General features: G+C 72.2%; 13 protein-coding genes and 1 pseudogene. 8 read left to right on the plus strand and 6 right to left on the minus strand.

Going from position 1 to position 14,632, the window contains the following annotated elements:
- Positions 1-93 precede the first annotated feature (93 nt).
- Together ACIG5E_RS28865 and ACIG5E_RS28870 are read right to left on the minus strand one after the other, a co-directional pair.
- Entirely contained in the window at positions 94-1,302 is a 1,209-nt protein-coding gene (locus ACIG5E_RS28865; protein WP_396538199.1) for a 4-hydroxybenzoate 3-monooxygenase, read from the minus strand.
- A gap of 102 nt (positions 1,303-1,404) precedes the next feature.
- Positions 1,405-1,594, minus strand: a pseudogene (locus tag ACIG5E_RS28870) (N-acetylglucosamine-6-phosphate deacetylase); the annotation flags it as partial.
- Positions 1,595-1,792: 198 nt separating this feature from the next.
- Here ACIG5E_RS28870 and ACIG5E_RS28875 point away from each other — a divergent pair.
- The 4 genes from ACIG5E_RS28875 to ACIG5E_RS28890 all read left to right on the plus strand — a co-directional run bounded on the left by ACIG5E_RS28875 (position 1,793) and on the right by ACIG5E_RS28890 (position 5,026).
- Positions 1,793-2,551, plus strand: a complete 759-nt coding sequence (locus ACIG5E_RS28875; RefSeq protein ID WP_396538201.1) for a DeoR/GlpR family DNA-binding transcription regulator — start codon at positions 1,793-1,795, stop codon at positions 2,549-2,551.
- Positions 2,552-2,725: 174 nt separating this feature from the next.
- Positions 2,726-3,115 carry a peptidoglycan-binding protein gene (locus ACIG5E_RS28880; protein WP_396538203.1) on the plus strand — a complete coding sequence of 130 codons (390 nt, stop codon included), beginning with the start codon at positions 2,726-2,728 and terminating at the stop codon, positions 3,113-3,115.
- Between the two features lie 338 nt (positions 3,116-3,453).
- Positions 3,454-4,179 (plus strand): peptidoglycan-binding protein, encoded by a 726-nt coding sequence (locus tag ACIG5E_RS28885; protein ID WP_396538205.1) that lies wholly within the window; start codon positions 3,454-3,456, stop codon positions 4,177-4,179.
- A gap of 82 nt (positions 4,180-4,261) precedes the next feature.
- Positions 4,262-5,026, plus strand: a complete 765-nt coding sequence (locus ACIG5E_RS28890) for a D-Ala-D-Ala carboxypeptidase family metallohydrolase (RefSeq protein WP_396538207.1) — start codon at positions 4,262-4,264, stop codon at positions 5,024-5,026.
- 92 nt (positions 5,027-5,118) lie between these two features.
- Here ACIG5E_RS28890 and ACIG5E_RS28895 read toward each other — a convergent pair whose 3' ends face one another.
- Positions 5,119-5,592, minus strand: coding sequence for a helix-turn-helix domain-containing protein (locus tag ACIG5E_RS28895; protein ID WP_396538209.1), 474 nt, complete (start codon positions 5,590-5,592; stop codon positions 5,119-5,121).
- A gap of 367 nt (positions 5,593-5,959) precedes the next feature.
- Between ACIG5E_RS28895 and ACIG5E_RS28900 the strand changes: the two genes are divergently transcribed.
- Positions 5,960-6,994: a DUF2690 domain-containing protein gene (locus ACIG5E_RS28900; protein WP_396538211.1), complete on the plus strand. Its 1,035-nt coding sequence runs from the start codon at positions 5,960-5,962 to the stop codon at positions 6,992-6,994.
- 39 nt (positions 6,995-7,033) lie between these two features.
- On the opposite strand, the gene ACIG5E_RS28905 is transcribed toward ACIG5E_RS28900, so the two are convergent.
- The 3 genes from ACIG5E_RS28905 to ACIG5E_RS28915 form a co-directional block, all read right to left on the minus strand.
- Complete coding sequence (locus ACIG5E_RS28905; protein ID WP_396538213.1) at positions 7,034-7,405, minus strand: hypothetical protein; 372 nt, start codon at positions 7,403-7,405, stop codon at positions 7,034-7,036.
- Between the two features lie 138 nt (positions 7,406-7,543).
- Positions 7,544-8,887, minus strand: coding sequence for a glutamate-cysteine ligase family protein (locus ACIG5E_RS28910; RefSeq protein ID WP_396538215.1), 1,344 nt, complete (start codon positions 8,885-8,887; stop codon positions 7,544-7,546).
- On the minus strand, positions 8,884-10,371 hold the full coding sequence (locus ACIG5E_RS28915; protein ID WP_396538217.1) for a flavin monoamine oxidase family protein: 1,488 nt from the start codon (positions 10,369-10,371) through the stop codon (positions 8,884-8,886). The genes ACIG5E_RS28910 and ACIG5E_RS28915 overlap by 4 nt, the downstream gene beginning before the upstream one ends.
- Positions 10,372-10,979: 608 nt before the next feature.
- On the opposite strand from ACIG5E_RS28915, the gene ACIG5E_RS28920 reads away from it, so the two are divergent.
- The 3 genes from ACIG5E_RS28920 to ACIG5E_RS28930 all read left to right on the plus strand — a co-directional run bounded on the left by ACIG5E_RS28920 (position 10,980) and on the right by ACIG5E_RS28930 (position 14,615).
- Entirely contained in the window at positions 10,980-13,232 is a 2,253-nt protein-coding gene (locus ACIG5E_RS28920; RefSeq protein WP_396538219.1) for a hypothetical protein, read from the plus strand.
- A 251-nt stretch (positions 13,233-13,483) separates the two neighbouring features.
- On the plus strand, positions 13,484-13,834 hold the full coding sequence (locus ACIG5E_RS28925) for a hypothetical protein (RefSeq protein ID WP_396538220.1): 351 nt from the start codon (positions 13,484-13,486) through the stop codon (positions 13,832-13,834).
- A gap of 157 nt (positions 13,835-13,991) precedes the next feature.
- A complete protein-coding gene (locus ACIG5E_RS28930) occupies positions 13,992-14,615 on the plus strand; it encodes a sigma-70 family RNA polymerase sigma factor (protein WP_396538221.1) in 624 nt (207 codons plus the stop codon).
- The last annotated feature ends 17 nt before the right edge of the window (positions 14,616-14,632 follow it).

Consider the following 14,632-nt stretch of genomic DNA (forward strand, 5'->3'; position numbering starts at 1 on the left):
GATCAGGCGTAGAGAACCTCGATCATCTCAAACCCACAGGGACACCTGTCGTCGTATCAGCCACGAACCCCCACCACTACCTGCGGATTCGGGTCAGATGCCGACGTAGTTCTCGGCGAACCAGTCCTGGTGGGTGCGCGAGGTGCGCAGGGATTCGACGCGGGAGCGCCGCATGGCTTCATGGAAGAACGATTCCTCGTCCGCTCCGGCCGGGGCGTGCAGGAGTTGGATCATCCAGTGCGCGAACTCCTGCGCCCGCCATATGTGGTCCAGGCAGCGCTGCGAGTACCGGTCGAGCGCCTGGGAGTCGCCGTGGGAGAGCTCGTCGATCAGGGCCTCGGCGAGTAGTTCGGCCTCCAGGACGGCGAGGTTGGCGCCCTTCGCGGCGGCGGGGGCGGGCAGGCTGGCGGCGTCCCCGGCCAGCAGCAGCGAGCCGTGCCGCAGCGGTTCGATCACGTCGGACTCCAGGTTGATGACGGAGCGTTGGATGATCCGGCCGTGGTGCAGCGGCCCGTGGTCGGCGGTGTACATCCGCAGGTCGAGTGCCGCCCAGATCCGCTCCTCGGACCAGGCGTCGCCGGGGACGCCGCGCTCGTACTGCAGGTAGTAGCGGGTGATGTCGGCGGTGCGGGCCATGTGGCCGGCGAAGCCGTCGGGGTGCATCGCGTAGCCGACGGCGTCCAGGCTCGGGGGCGCCTCGGCGAGCAGGCCGAGCCAGGTGACGCCGTGGTCGCGGTGGTGGCGGCGGGTGCCGGCGGGCAGGGAGCGCCGGGCGGCGCCGTGGCGGCCATCGCAGCCGGCCACGTACCGGGCTCGCCACCAGCCGGGGCTGCCGTCGGCCGCGCGGACGGCGACGGTGGGGCGGGGGCCGGTGGCCTCCTGCACGGTCCGGGCCTCGGTCTCGAAGCGGATACGGCCGCCCGCGTCCAGGTAGTGGGTCAACAGGTCGGTGACCAGATCCTGTTGGGGGTAGACGGTGTGTCGCTCGCGGCGGCCGAGGGCGCCGTAGTCGAGTCGGAAGCTGCCGTTCTCGGCGCGGAACTCGCAGGTGCCGTGCGGGTGGCCGCGCCGGTGCAGGCCGTCGGCCAGGCCGTGGCGGTCCAGCACGCGGACGGTGTTGGCGGCGAGGAAGCCGGCCCGGGCTCTGGTCTGGACGTGGGCGCGGTCGGCGCGTTCGAGGACGACGCAGTCGATTCCGGCGGCGTGGAGGAGGTTGCCGAGGGTGAGTCCGGCCGGTCCGGCGCCGAGGATGACGACGTCGGCGGATTCCTGGGCTATTCGGTTTGTCTGACGTTCAGTCACAGTACGGGGAGCTTAGCCACCGCTGGATACAAGAAAAGGCCGGAATGGCTCGGATCGGTGAATAGGGCGATGATCTTCACCGGTGCTTTGCCTGTTCGGGAGGTCGAGGGTCAACCGGCCGAGCTGGAGGGATCTTTGGAAGGCGTGGTCGAGGGTGAGGGTCGAGCCCGCGATGGAGCTGCCGTCGGGGAGCATGGCGACGCCGTCCTCGACCTGACCTGAGGGGGCCGAGGGGGTAGAGGCCGTCGCCCATGCCGGCGGCGCCCATGGCGTCGGTGATCAGGGCGATGCGGTGGGTCACGGTCATGGCCTCTTCCGTTCTCGGCGATGAGCGGTGCGATGCGCGATCGTGCTTGTATATGTTCAAAGCTTCGGGAGTTCAAGCATTCGTACGCAGAATCTCCAGGCCGTCAAGTGGACGGGTCGGGCAACGGCCGAGGAAGAGCCCACAGTCTGCGATCGTCGACGCGGGCTGAACTACACTCCGTCCATGCTCAAAGCTGATCGCGCCGCCAGGATCGTGTCGCACATCGCCGAGGCGGGGAGCGCGGACGTCCGCACGCTCTCCGAACTGCTCGGGGTGTCGGACGCGACCGTGCGCCGGGACCTGCAGGAACTGCAGGACCAGGGGCTGCTCCAGCGCACCCGCGGCGGTGCCGTGACGGGCGCGGTCAACCTGGAGATCCCACTGCGGCACCGCGGCGACCAGCAGCAGGAGGAGAAGCGCCGGATCGCCCGGGCCGCCGCCGAACTGGTGCCGGAGGGCGCCGTGGTGGGCCTGACCGGCGGTACCACCACCACCGAGCTGGCCAGGGTGCTGGGCGAGCGCGGCAACGTCACCGTGGTCACCAACGCGGTCAACATCGCCGCCGAGCTGATCGTGCGCCCCGAGGTCCGGCTGGTGGTGATCGGCGGGCTCGCCCGCTCGGCCAGCTACGAACTGGTCGGCCCGGCCGCCGAGCGGATGCTCGACCAGTACCACCTCGACCTCGCGTTCATCGGCGTGGACGGCCTGACCGTGCAGCAGGGCTGCACCACCCACGACGAGATGGAGGCGCAGACCGACCGGGCCTTCCTGCGCAGCAGCGCGCACACGGTGGTGCTCGCCGACCGGACCAAGGTCGGCCGGGTCACCTTCGCCACCATCTGCCCGCTCACCGACGTCCACGACCTGGTGACGGACTCCGGACTCCCGGACGCCCAGGAGCACGCGATCGCGGAGTGCGGCGTCCGGGTGCGGCGGGCCTGACCCCCCGGCGGACAGCCCCGGAACGCCAAGGACGGCCCCAGCCCTGGCCCGTCCCGGGACGGCGGAGGGACGCGGGAGGGACGGCGAAGCGTGGTGGACGGGACCACCGCGCTCCTAGCGTGGCAGCCGTTCGGTCCGCCGCACCGCGGACCCCTGCTGATCCCGAGGAGAACCGTGGCCCTCCAGTCCCTGGTCAAGCGCGCCGCCGTGGTGGCGGCCTCCGCCGCCGTCGCCCTGGGCGCCCTGTCCGGTACGGCCGGCGCCAACACCAACGCCGGGTACGTCGGCCCCGGCCAGGCCAACAACTGGACCGCCGTGTGGTGCGTCCAGCACGACATCAACGTCTTCAGCAAGGCCCGCGGCGGCTGGTACCCGCAGCTCACGGAGGACGGCTACTGGGGGCCCAACACGGACAACGCGATCCACTGGTTCCAGAACCAGCTGATCAGCTACACGAAGAACGCGGACGGCATCGTGGGCCCGCTCACCGGGGACATGCTGCTCGCGTACGGGGACTCCGACCAGGACGCCAAGTGCCGGGCCGCCCTGCCCACCACCTCCTGACCGGGCGCCGCCCGTAACTCCCGCACCCCCCTGCACCCCTGCCCCCGCGCCGTCAGCAGGCCCGGGGGCAGGGGCCTTTCCGTCTCCCCCCTGAGCCGTGAAGGACCAGGTAGCCCGCGTGATCCACGTTGACCCCGCCAACTCCGTCGGCCCCGGCCGCCGCTCCTTCCCGGCCGGTGCCGTGTCACCGGCGTCCCAAGGCCGTCCCAGGTCCGTCCCACGGTGTCCCGGAGTGCACCGGGACGTCCCCGGTGCCGCCGATCCGTGGCGGGACGGCCGGTCGGCCCCCGAGAGTGGGCGGCACCGCCTGATCACCCGACAGGCACCTGAGGAATGGGATGACCGTGAAGACAACCCCGGCCCTGCGCGGGCTGGCCGTGGCCGTGCTCGCCTTCGTCGCGCTGGCCCTGCTGCCGGCGCAGGCCCAGGCGCTGGACAGCACCACCTGGGTCCAGCGCAACCTGGTGGGCATCGGCTACCTGGCGAGCAGCGGCGTCGACGGCAACTACGGCCCGCAGACCACCGCCGCCGTCCGCAGCTTCCAGCACGACAACGGCCTCGACGAGGACGGCGCGTACGGCGCCCGCACCGAGCTGGCCCTGCACAACAAGGTCGCCGAGGTCCAGCGCGCCGCCGGCGCGGGCGCGGACGGCGCCTACGGCTCCGGCACGACCGGCTCCGTCACCGACTGGCAGCGCGCGCACAGCCTGGGCGCCGACGGCATCGCCGGCCCTGCCACCATGAACGCCATGGGCATCGCCCGCACTGTGCAGATCACCGCCCAGTGGAAGTTCCCCAGCCACGGCTGGAGCGTGAGCGGCCAGTTCGGCTGCCTGGACCAGATCTACATCCACGAGAGCGGCTGGAAGGTCTACGCCACCAACCCGTCCTCCGGTGCCTACGGCATCCCGCAGTCGCTGCCGGGCGACAAGATGGCCAGTGCCGGTTCCGACTGGCAGACCAACCCGGCGACCCAGATCCAGTGGGGCCTGGACTACATCAAGGACCGCTACGGCGACCCGTGCTCGGCCTGGAGCTTCTGGCAGGCCCACAACTGGTACTGACGGGCCCCCTGATCCCGTCCTTTTCACCCTTGTTCGTCCTTGCTCGACGTCTCCCAGTGCCGACTCCTCGAAGGAGCACGTAGTGAACAGCTCTTCTTTCGACCGCCGCTCACTCCTGCGCTACGGCACCGGCGCCGTGGCCGCGGCCGGGCTCGCCGCGGTCGCCAACATCGGGTTCGCCCGCCCCGCGGCCGCGTACGGCTGGTCCGGCAACCTCAGTGAGGGCTCCTCGGGTTCGGCCGTGGCCGAGCTCCAGATCCGCGTCGCGGGCTGGGCGGCGGACTCCGCCTCGCAGACCTACGTGGCCGTGGACGGCTCCTTCGGGCCGGGCACCGCCGCCGCGGTGCGCCGGTTCCAGGCCGCTTACGGGCTGAGCGCGGACGGCGTGGCCGGCCCGCAGACCTTCGGCGTGCTCAACTCGCTGGAGAAGTCGGACGGCTCCACCGCCCACTTCAACTGGTCGGAGTTCACCAGCCACGACGGCTCGGGCTTCGGCGGCGGCAACGTCGGCTCCGGCGAGGTGCAGGAGAACGTCCGCCGCACCATGTACAAGCTGGAGGCGCTGCGGAAGAAGGCGGGCGACCGCGCGATCACCATCAACTCCGGCTTCCGCAGCACCGCGTACAACTCCTCGGTGGGCGGTGCGGGGAACTCCATGCACACCTACGGGGTGGCGGCCGACATCGCCGTCTCGGGCCTGTCGACGCTCTCCGTCTACCGGATCGCCGAGACCTGCGGCTTCTCCGGCCTGGAGACGTACACCGTCTCCTGGCAGCACGTGGACAGCCGGATCGAGCACTCCAACTACGGCTCGGGCTTCTGGTGGTGGCAGGACGGCGTCGCGTAACGGCGAGCGCCCTCCGCGTGCCGCGGCACCGCGCCCTCCCCACGGGGGTGCGGTGCCGCTTCGCGTGTCCGCCGTTCTCGCGGTGCGGCCGGTCAGGCCTCGCGCCGGAACGGACGCCGGCCGGCGGCGACCAGCATCCCGCCCGCCCCGAGCGCCAGGGAGAGCAGGGCCACCCGCCGCAGCAGGGTGGCCTGCCGGCGGTGCGGGCACGCGGAATCCGCGTCCTCGGCCGGGCCCCCGTCGGCGGGACCGGCCACGGGGGCCGTCGTACCGGGCGCCGGGGCGCCCGGCGGGATGAACGTGATGCGGCGGCTGTCCGCGAGGCGCCACAGCTCCAGCAGGCGCTCGGCATCGCCCCCGCAGACGGACGCGATGCTCTGCACCGCGTCGCGCGGAGGGAACTGCTTCCCGTTGACCCAGCGCTCCCACGAGGACTTCGCGTAGTGGGTGCGTTCGCTGAGCCGGGCGTAGGTGAGGCCCGACCCGGACTTCAGCGACTGCAGCTCGCCGGCGAGCTGGTCGGCCGGCGACGGTGATGTGATCTCGGACGTGTGGTGGCGGCCCATGAGGTAACTCCCCGAACTTCCTCTGAGATGACCGTTGTGGTGCGGAGTACTCGGTGGTGCACCGGGCGCCCTCGTCTGCTCTGACTCGTCGAGGTCTTTACCCGGACCAGAACCGGTGTTGACCTCGGGCTACCCGGCGCGGCCAACTCTGCGCGATCGTGCACCGATCTTCGACCGTCTCCGATGGTTCTGAGACGACGGGCCCCGTTTCAGGGCCCCTGAGCTGGGGCTTGAGACACCGGGGTGGAGACGGTTGAGACGGAGGGCCGGATTCCGCGGGAGGTCGAGGGCGGAGCGGATTAAACTGATCATCCTAACGAAGATCAGTCCATGTCTGCCGTCGACCCGCCAGAGGTGCACCCCCACGATGAGTCAGTCCTGGAAACCGCTCCCTGACGACCTTTCGGAGCCGGCCCGGCGCCTGGCCGAGGAACTGCGCGCGGTCAAGGACGCGCACCGGATCTCGCTCGCCGAACTCGGGAAGCGGACCTACCTCAGCAAGGCCTCCTGGGAACGCTGGCTGAACGGCAAGCGCCTGATCACCTCTCAGGCGCTGGCCGGGATGATCGCCGCCCTGGACTGCGACGGCGAGCTGCTGACCTCCCTGCTCCAGCAGGCGGAGGCGGCGCGCGATGAGGCCGAAGGGTTCGCGTCGGCACCGGGGGCCGCCCCCGTGCCCGTCCCCGTTCCCGAGCTGCCGACCGAAGCGCCGGCCCCGCTCTCCGGCCGGCCCGAGCCGCGGATCGGACGGTTGACGGGCCTGCCCGCCATCCTCGCCCGAGCCGCCGGGTGGCGCCGCCCGTCAGTCCTGCTAGCCGCCGCCGTCGGCGTCGCGCTCCTCCTGGTCGCGAGCCTGTACCTGCACGGCCTGAACGGCGACACCGACGCCGCGGCCGCCGGGCTTCCGACGGTGAGTGCGGCGGCCGGGTCCGCCCCGCTCTGCCAGGGCATCGGCTGCGCCGGCAAGGATCCCCAGGCCATGGGGTGCGAGGCCGACGACCACACCCTGCTGACCGGCAACGTCGGCCAGGTGATCCTGTACCTCCACTACAGCCCGCGCTGCCGCGCCGCCTGGGCGGGGATCACCGATGGCGCCCCCAAGGACACCGTCACCATCACCACCAACACCGGCTGGCAGGAGACCGCCGTGATCCACTATGGCTACGACAACTACTCGGCCATGGTCGACGCCGGTCCGGCCGACACCACCTTGCAGGTGTGCGGCCACCAGCCGGGCGGCGACGGCTGCATCCCGCTGGTCACGGACCCCGCCGCCCGGGCGAGCACCATGGCCACCCCCTCGCCGAAGACCGCGACGCCGGCGGTGGGGACCCCGACGACCGCGGCCCCGACGACCGCGGCCCCGGCGTTGGAGACCCCGACGCCGAGTGCGAGTTCGTGAGGTCGGCCCGGTGGCCGGACCACCGTCCGGCCGCCGGGCTCACACGAAGTTCTTGTCGATGAGCATCTGCAGCACGTTCACATGGAAGTCCGGGAAGTCCATCGGGACGATGCCGAACCGGGCGCGCTGCCGGGTGCGGGCGACGAGGTACGGGTAGATGCTCCGGTCCATCAGGGCCTGCGAGCTGGTCTTGGGCCAGTAACCGCCCGCGTAGCTGAGGAAGTTCACGAACATCCGCGGGTAGCCCGGGTTGAGGAACGCCTTGTCGAACTGGGCGGTGATGTACCGGCCCTTCTCGCCCAGGGCGTCGGGGCCGCCGATCTGCCAGACGTCCTGGGTGTCGAACCAGCCGTTCTGGCCGCTGGACCAGTCGATCAGACCCCACGGATTGGCGAAGTCGGCGAGCAGCACGACCTTTCCGCGGGCCGTGCCCAGGGTGGGCCAGCCGTGGAAGTGGAACAGGCCGCGGTAGCCCAGGTCGTCCAGGTAGTGGTTGACCCGCCGCTGGAACTCGGTCTCGTCGAGCAGGCTCCTGACGGCAAGTCGGCCTCAGACCCGGTGGGCGGCGACGTAGCGGGCCGGGTCGCGGCCGAACTCGCCGTGCCAGCGTCCGAGGCACTGCTCGGCGAAGGTGCGGCCGGTGGCGACGATCTCGTCCAGCGGGTCCAGGAAGCCGGGGACGTGCGGCGGTTCGAGACCCGCCGCGACGCGGGCGCACAGGCCGGCCCGGGCGAGGCGGAGCAGTTCGGCGGCCAGCGGGCGGACGGGGTCGCCGCCCAGCCGGGTGGCGAGGCCGAGGGCGGGCAGCTCGGCGAGTGCGGCGCGGTGCTGCGCCGCCGTGTGGTGGCCGAGCAACTTCCAGGCGGCGGCACGGGATTCGGGGTGGTAGGTGAGGCCGGTCCACAGGGCCGGGACGGCGGCGATGAACGGGTACGGCGGTCCGTCCGCGCCGCGCAGTTCCAGGGTGTTGCGGACCCGGGTGTGGGTCCAGAGCTGGTTCAGGTGGGAGGCCCAGTGGGCGGGCGTGGGGCGCGACCCGTCGTCGTAGCCGTGCCGGAGGAGGTCGGCGAAGGGGCGGTCGGGCGCCGGGTGGTAGCGGCCGTCCGGGGTGCGGTAGTGGATCAGGGGGATGTCGAGGGCCCAGTCGATCACGTCGTCCACGCTGACGTCCGGGCGCAGCGCGGGCGGGAGCACGCCGACCCGGCGTGGGTCCATCCGCAGCCAGGCCCAGCTGCGGTGCGACAGCAGGCCCTCCGAACGCCCCTCCTGGATCGGGGAGTTGACGAGCAGGGCGGCGACCACCGGCGCGGCGGCCATCTGTGTCCGCAGCTTCTCGGTGAAGTCCCCGGGCGAGAGGTAGTCCAGTGTGACCTGGGTGGAGAGCGACAGCGCCATGATGTACCGGGCCCGGTCGCCCGCCGCGCCCAGCCCGGCGAAGTAGTCGCGCATGATGGCGCCCCTGGTCATCGGCACCCACTGGATGTCGGCCAGCCGGTCGAACGGGAGGTTGCCGCCGGGCACCAGGGCCAGGCCGAACCGGCCCACCAGGTCGGCGAGTTGCTCCAGTGCGGTGCGCATGTCGTGCACTGCCTCGGCCACGCTCGGGACGGGCACCGAGGAGTATTCGAGCTGGCCGCCGTGCTCCAGGGTGATCTGGCTGCCGTCCGGGCGCAGCACTCCGGTCAGCCGTCCGGCGTCCTCCTGGCGTTCGCCGCCCCAGTGGGCCAGCACGGCCTCCAGGACGGCCAGGACGCCGCGGTCCCCGAAGTAGCGAGCGGCCAGGCCGGTGGCCGGGTCGAGCAGGCCGCACTCGACCTCGATGCCGATCTGCTCGCTGCGGGCGGGTCGGAACGGGGCGCGGAGGTCGTCCCGGGCGAGCTCCCGGTCGGTCACGCGGTGCTCACCCGGGTGGCGGTCCGAGGGCGGCCGGCGCGGTCGAGCACGGCGCTCACCGCGTCGAGGGCGGACCGGGCGGCGCCCTGGCACCAGGCGTGGGCGCCGGACAGGTGCTCGCCGGCGAAGAAGATCCGCGGGTCGTCGGCCGGGTGCGGCGAGCCGAGCACCGTCAGGTAGCGGGTGTGCTCGCCGGGCGTCAGGTGGGCGAAGGCGCCGCCGCCCATGCCGGTCTGCACGTCCCAGTCGCAGTGCAGGATGTCGTCCACGTCGGCGGAGATGCCGGGGTGGAGCCGTTCCAGGCAGTCCAGGACCAGGGCGTCGCGGTCCGCCGGGGGCAGCGCGGCGAAGCGCCGGGCGTTCGCGCCCCACTGGTAGGCGCCGAGCAGGGCGGTCGGCTCGGCCGAGCGCAGCGGGTCGCGGGCGGCCCAGCGGTGGTCGGCGCTGCCGTTGACGCCGTCCGTGACCGGCATCGCGTTGTCCGACGGGTACCAGCACTGCTGGATCGGCAGGTCGGTGAAGCTCCCGCCGCCGTGGATGCCGTCCTCCAGCTCCCAGCGGCGGCGGGTGAGGTGGAGGACGGTCTTGCTGCTGCTGGCGTAGCTGATGCCGCGCACGGCGTGCCGCTGGGCGTGGGGCAGGCCCGGGCTGACGGTGATCTGGTCGAGTGCGGGCGCCGGGACGCAGCACACCACGTAGTCGGCGCGGTCCTCCAACGGGGCGCCGAGCCGCTTGCCGTGGATCCGGACGCCGTCCGTCGTGAGCGCCAGTTCGTCGATCCGGCTGGAGAGCCGGAGGGTGTCGGGGCGCAGCGCCCGGACGAAGGCGTGGATCAGCGCGTCCAGCCCGTTCACCAGCTCGACCTGCCCTTCGTGGAACAGGCCGAAGTAGTCGACCAGGACCTCCAGCAGGGAGGACTGCTCGTAGTGTGCGAGCCCGCTGGCGTGGCCGATGAGGTCCCAGGCGTCCTGCGACAGGTGCTCGTGGACGAACTGCCAGAGGGACACCGAGGCCGCCCGCTCCAGCGCCGGGTCGTCCCAGTGGCCGGCCAGCGTGTGCTCCTGCTGTTCGACGGTGAGCGCGCGCCACACCGGGCCGAGCAGGCGGTCGAGCACCGGCGTCGGGGCCTGCCGTTCGCCGGGGCGCAGCGCGTACGCGGGGTAGAGGGAGGCTACGTCCCGCACCCGGACCCGGCGGCCGCGCAGGTGGTAGTAGGCGCGCGGGTTGGCGTTGACGAAGGGGCGGGTCTCCAGGTGGAACCGGGAGACGTAGTGCAGCACGCAGTGGTGGTTGCCGGGGATGCGCATGGCGCCGAGGTCGACGTGGGTGCCGTCCCAGAAGCGGTGGGTCCGCACCCGTCCGCCGGGCCGGTTCGACCGCTCGTAGACCACGACGTCGAATCCACGCCGTTCCAGCTCGTACGCGCACACCAGGCCGGCGACTCCTGCGCCGATGACGGCGACCCGCCCTCGGGCGCCTACCACCGGGTTCAGCAGGGAACGCGGGAACGCAAAGCTCGTATCGAACATCGACACCGCACCCATCTGGCGACCGGACTTCCGCCTCAGCCTGGTCCAGGCCCGGTTCGTGTGCCACTCAGCGGCGCCGACGCGGGTGACGGGACGGGCCCGGCGTGCAGGGCCAATGTTGCTACCTAGCGCCCGGCGGCCCGGCCCCGGTGCGTCCGGGCGATCGGGCCGGACCCGGCGGTGCACCGGTTCCCGCACGCCGGGCCGAGCCTTCGTTCGAGTGCGGAAATTGACCTGACCGGTATTTCGGCGGCGGCGCGAAAAGGCCGGTTCGGCGTGTGCGGCGGAGGCATTTGTCGGGGGCCCGCCAGAACCCCGGGGCGCGACCGCACCGAGGGCGGTGGGATGGGCGACACCGCTGGTCGTGACGGTTTGGACATGCTTCCATCAAATTCCGTCCACCCCCCGGACATTGAGTGCGGACCAGCTCCGGAACGGGCTTGTGCCAGTAAATCCCCAGACCTTGGTAAATCTTGTTCCCAGGCTGCTGCGCCGGGCCGATCCGGCCGGGCATTATCAGCTCCCATGAGTCGACTCACCGTAATATCGCAGGGGGCTTTCGCGTGAGAGCCTTCCGCTTCCTCCCCGTCGTCGCGCTGGCCGTCGCCACCGCGGTGATCGGGTTGGCCACCGTCGTGCCGGCCTCGGCCACGAGCTCGCGGGTGGACCTGAACGTCCTGGTGGTCACCGACGGCAACCCGTGGGTCGAGGGCATCCGACAGCAGCTCTCCGCCGAGGGCGTGCCGACCACCGTCATCGACCTGACCAGCACCAGCCGCGCCACGATCACCGCCGCCTTCCTGGCCGACACCCTGGCCGACGGCACCCCGCACGGGCACTTCGAGGGCGTCGTGCTGCCCAACGACGCGCCGGCCCAGCTCTCCGCGGCCGAACTGAGCGCACTGAGCGGGTACGAGCAGACCTACCAGGTCCGGCAGGTGGACGCCTACGTCTGGCCCGGCGCCAACACCGGCCTGTCCGCGCCGACCTGGTCCGGTTCGTTCGACGCCACCACCGCCACCGCGAGCGCCTCCGCCCGGGCGGACGCCTTCCGCTACCTGAACGGCCCGGTGACCTTCGAGGGCACCGCCGGCGGCAGCGGCTCGTACGGCTACCTGCCGACCCCGCTGCCCGACAACCCGGCCACCGGCTCGCACTTCGAGCCGTTCCTGACCGAGACGATCCCCGGCACCGGCACCCAGGGCACCCTCGCCGGGGTCTACACCTCCGGCGGGCGCCAGCAACTGGTGCTGACCTTCGCGTACAACTACTACCAGCAGCAGTTCCGGCTGCTGGCGCACGGCATCGTGGACTGGGTCACCAAGGGCGTCCACCTCGGCTACTGGCGCAACTACTTCTCCGCCCACATCGACGACCTGTTCAACGCCAACTCGCGGTGGAGCCAGGTCGGCAACTGCACCCCGGGCGAGGGCGACTGCGTCGGCACCGTCCCGGCGACCACGCCGATCCGGATGACGCCCGCGGACGTCACCGCCACCGTGGCCTGGGAACAGCAGAACAACTACACCCTGGACTTCCTGTTCAACGGCGGCCCCAGCCTGGACTACGCGGCGGCCAACGGCGGCACCGACCCGCTGACCACCGCGCTGCTCGCGAACAAGAACAGCTTCATGTGGCTCGACCACACCTACCAGCACCCGTTCCTGGGCTGCGTGCAGAACTTCACCGTGATCCCGTGGAAGTGCCAGACCGACTCCACCGGTGCGATCCAGTACGTCGACCAGGCCACCGTCAACAGCCAGATCCAGCAGAACATCCAGTTCGGCCAGGCCAACGGACTGCCGTTCCGGCCGGGCGAGCTGGTCGCCGGTGAGCACTCCGGCACCGTGATGCTGCCGCAGCAGCCCAACGACAACCCGAACTTCCTCGCCGCGCTCAGCCGGAACAACATCCAGTGGCTCGGCGTGGACGCCTCCCGGGAGACCGGCCAGCGGCAGATCGCCTCGGCCCTCGGCGTGCCGCGCCACCCGGTCAACGTCTTCTACAACGTCTCCACCCAGTCCGACGAGGTCAGCGAGTACAACTGGCTCTACACCTCGAAGGCCAACGGCGGCAGCGGCAACTGCGAGGCCAACCCGACCACCACGACCTGCATCTCGCCGCTGAACCTCAGCACCGGCTGGGCGGACTACGTCCTGCCGATGCAGGCGAAGATCACCCTCGGGTACGTGCTCAGCAACGACCCGCGCCCGTTCTTCATGCACCAGTCGAACCTGACCGACGACCGGCTCGCCCTGCAGACCCTGACCAACATCCTCTCCACGTACCGTGGTTGGTACACCGCCGACACCCCGGTGGTCAACCAGACCCTCACCGACGCGGGCACCACCCTGCGGCAGCAGACCGCCTGGCAGCAGACCCTGACCGCCGGCACCGTCAGCGGCTACGTCCAGGGCGGCGTGGTCACCGTCCAGGGCCCGGCCGGCACCACCGTCCCGGTCACCGTGCCCTCCGGCACCACCGTGACCGGCGGCGCGGCCTTCGGCAGCGTCTACGGCGGCGAGCAGTCCGCGTTCACCACCCTCGGCACGACGCCGACCAGCCTCACCGTGGCCAGCGCCCTGTTCGGCACCGCGCCCAGCGCCAGTGCGACCCCGAGCACCGGGATCGCGCTCGCCTCCTACTCGATCGGCTCGCCGCACGAGGTGCGCCGCAGCGGCAACGCGGTGACCGTCACCGACCCGTTCGGCACCCACGTGCTGCCCAAGCTCGCCGGCAAGCCGGACGAGGAGCTGCACGTCGGCGGCACCCACCACCACCCGTACCAGACCCCGGTGGCGCAGACGAAGAAGTAGCCCGCAGCGCAGCGCAGGCGAACGGCCGGCCGGGAGCAGCCGCTCCCGGCCGGCCGTCGGCTGTCGGGTGGGGCTGGCTACGCTCGGTCCGGCTCGGCCGGGCGGCGGACGGAACGATCGCCTCCGTCGTGGTGGTCGGCGGCTTCCAGCCGCACCCGTACCGACGGGTAACGCCGCCGGGCCGCGGCTGAACCCCGGTCGACGGAAGCCACGTTGAGCGGGACGGAAAGGGACGGGGGGAGGAACAGCGGATGGATGCGGACGGCCCGGAGGTGCGTGCGTACATCGCGGCCCTGGTGCGGATGGGCGCGCCGGAGGTGCCGGGGCCGCCCGCGCTGGCGGTGCCGGCGGACACCGCGGCCGAGGTGACGGCCGTCGCCCGGCGGCTGGCGCTGCGGGCACTGCCGGAGCGCCAGCGGCGGCCGGAGCCCACGCCGGGGCTGCTGGCCGTGGCGAGGGAGCTGGTGGTGGACGTGCACCCGTCCGCCCCGGGGTGGACGGTGGCCGAGCGGGAACGGCTGGCGGGGTGGGTCGCGGTGCTGATCGAGCACCGGGGCGAGGACGGCGTCCAGGAGCTGGTCCGGGAGCTCGACGAGGGCTGAGCGGTGGCACTCGGCGGCGGGGCCGGTGCCCGCGGGTCGGCGTTGGCGGATCGTTGGCGGGTCCTTGGCGGCGCCCGGCAGGCTGCTGTCCGACCGCCACGGGGGATGTCCGGCGGAAGCCCTGCCATGTGCCCTTGCCCGACCTGAGAGGTAGCGCGTGTCGAAGCCGTCCGTCGCCCAGCCCATGCCCGTCGCCCAGCCGCCCGCGGGCCCCCCGGCCGCCTCTGCGGCGACACCCGAGCCGGCCCCGGCCCGACCGACCCTCGACCCCGACACCCTGGCCGAGATCCACCGGCTGCACGGCGGCTACCTGCTGCGCGCCCTGATGCGCACCACCGGCGGCGACCGCGGCAAGGCCGAGGACATCCTCCAGGAGACCCTGCTGCGCGCCTGGCAGCACCCGGAGGCCCTGGCCGCCGGCCCCGAGCAGGCCCGCCCCTGGCTGTTCACCGTCGCCCGGCGGATCGCCATCGACCACTACCGGATGGCCGCCGCCCGCGCCAAGGAGGTGATCGGCGAGCCGGTCGAGGACCGCCCGCTCGCCGACGACCCGTACGAGCAGGTCGTGGTCGCCCGGGACCTCGCGCTGGCGCTGCGGCGGGTGCAGAAGCACCACCGCGAGGTGCTGGTCGAACTGCACCTGAAGGACCGCTCGGTGGTGGAGGCCTCGGCCCGGCTGGGAGTGCCGCCGGGGACGGTCAAGTCCCGGAACTTCTACGCGGTCCGGGCCCTGCGGCCGGTCCTGGCGGCGGAGCACGGGTACGCTCCGGTCACCGGCTGAGCGCCCGCCGGGGGCTT

This window comes from Kitasatospora sp. NPDC053057, assembly GCF_044546945.1.
In the GTDB taxonomy this organism is placed as follows: Bacteria; Actinomycetota; Actinomycetes; order Streptomycetales; family Streptomycetaceae; genus Kitasatospora.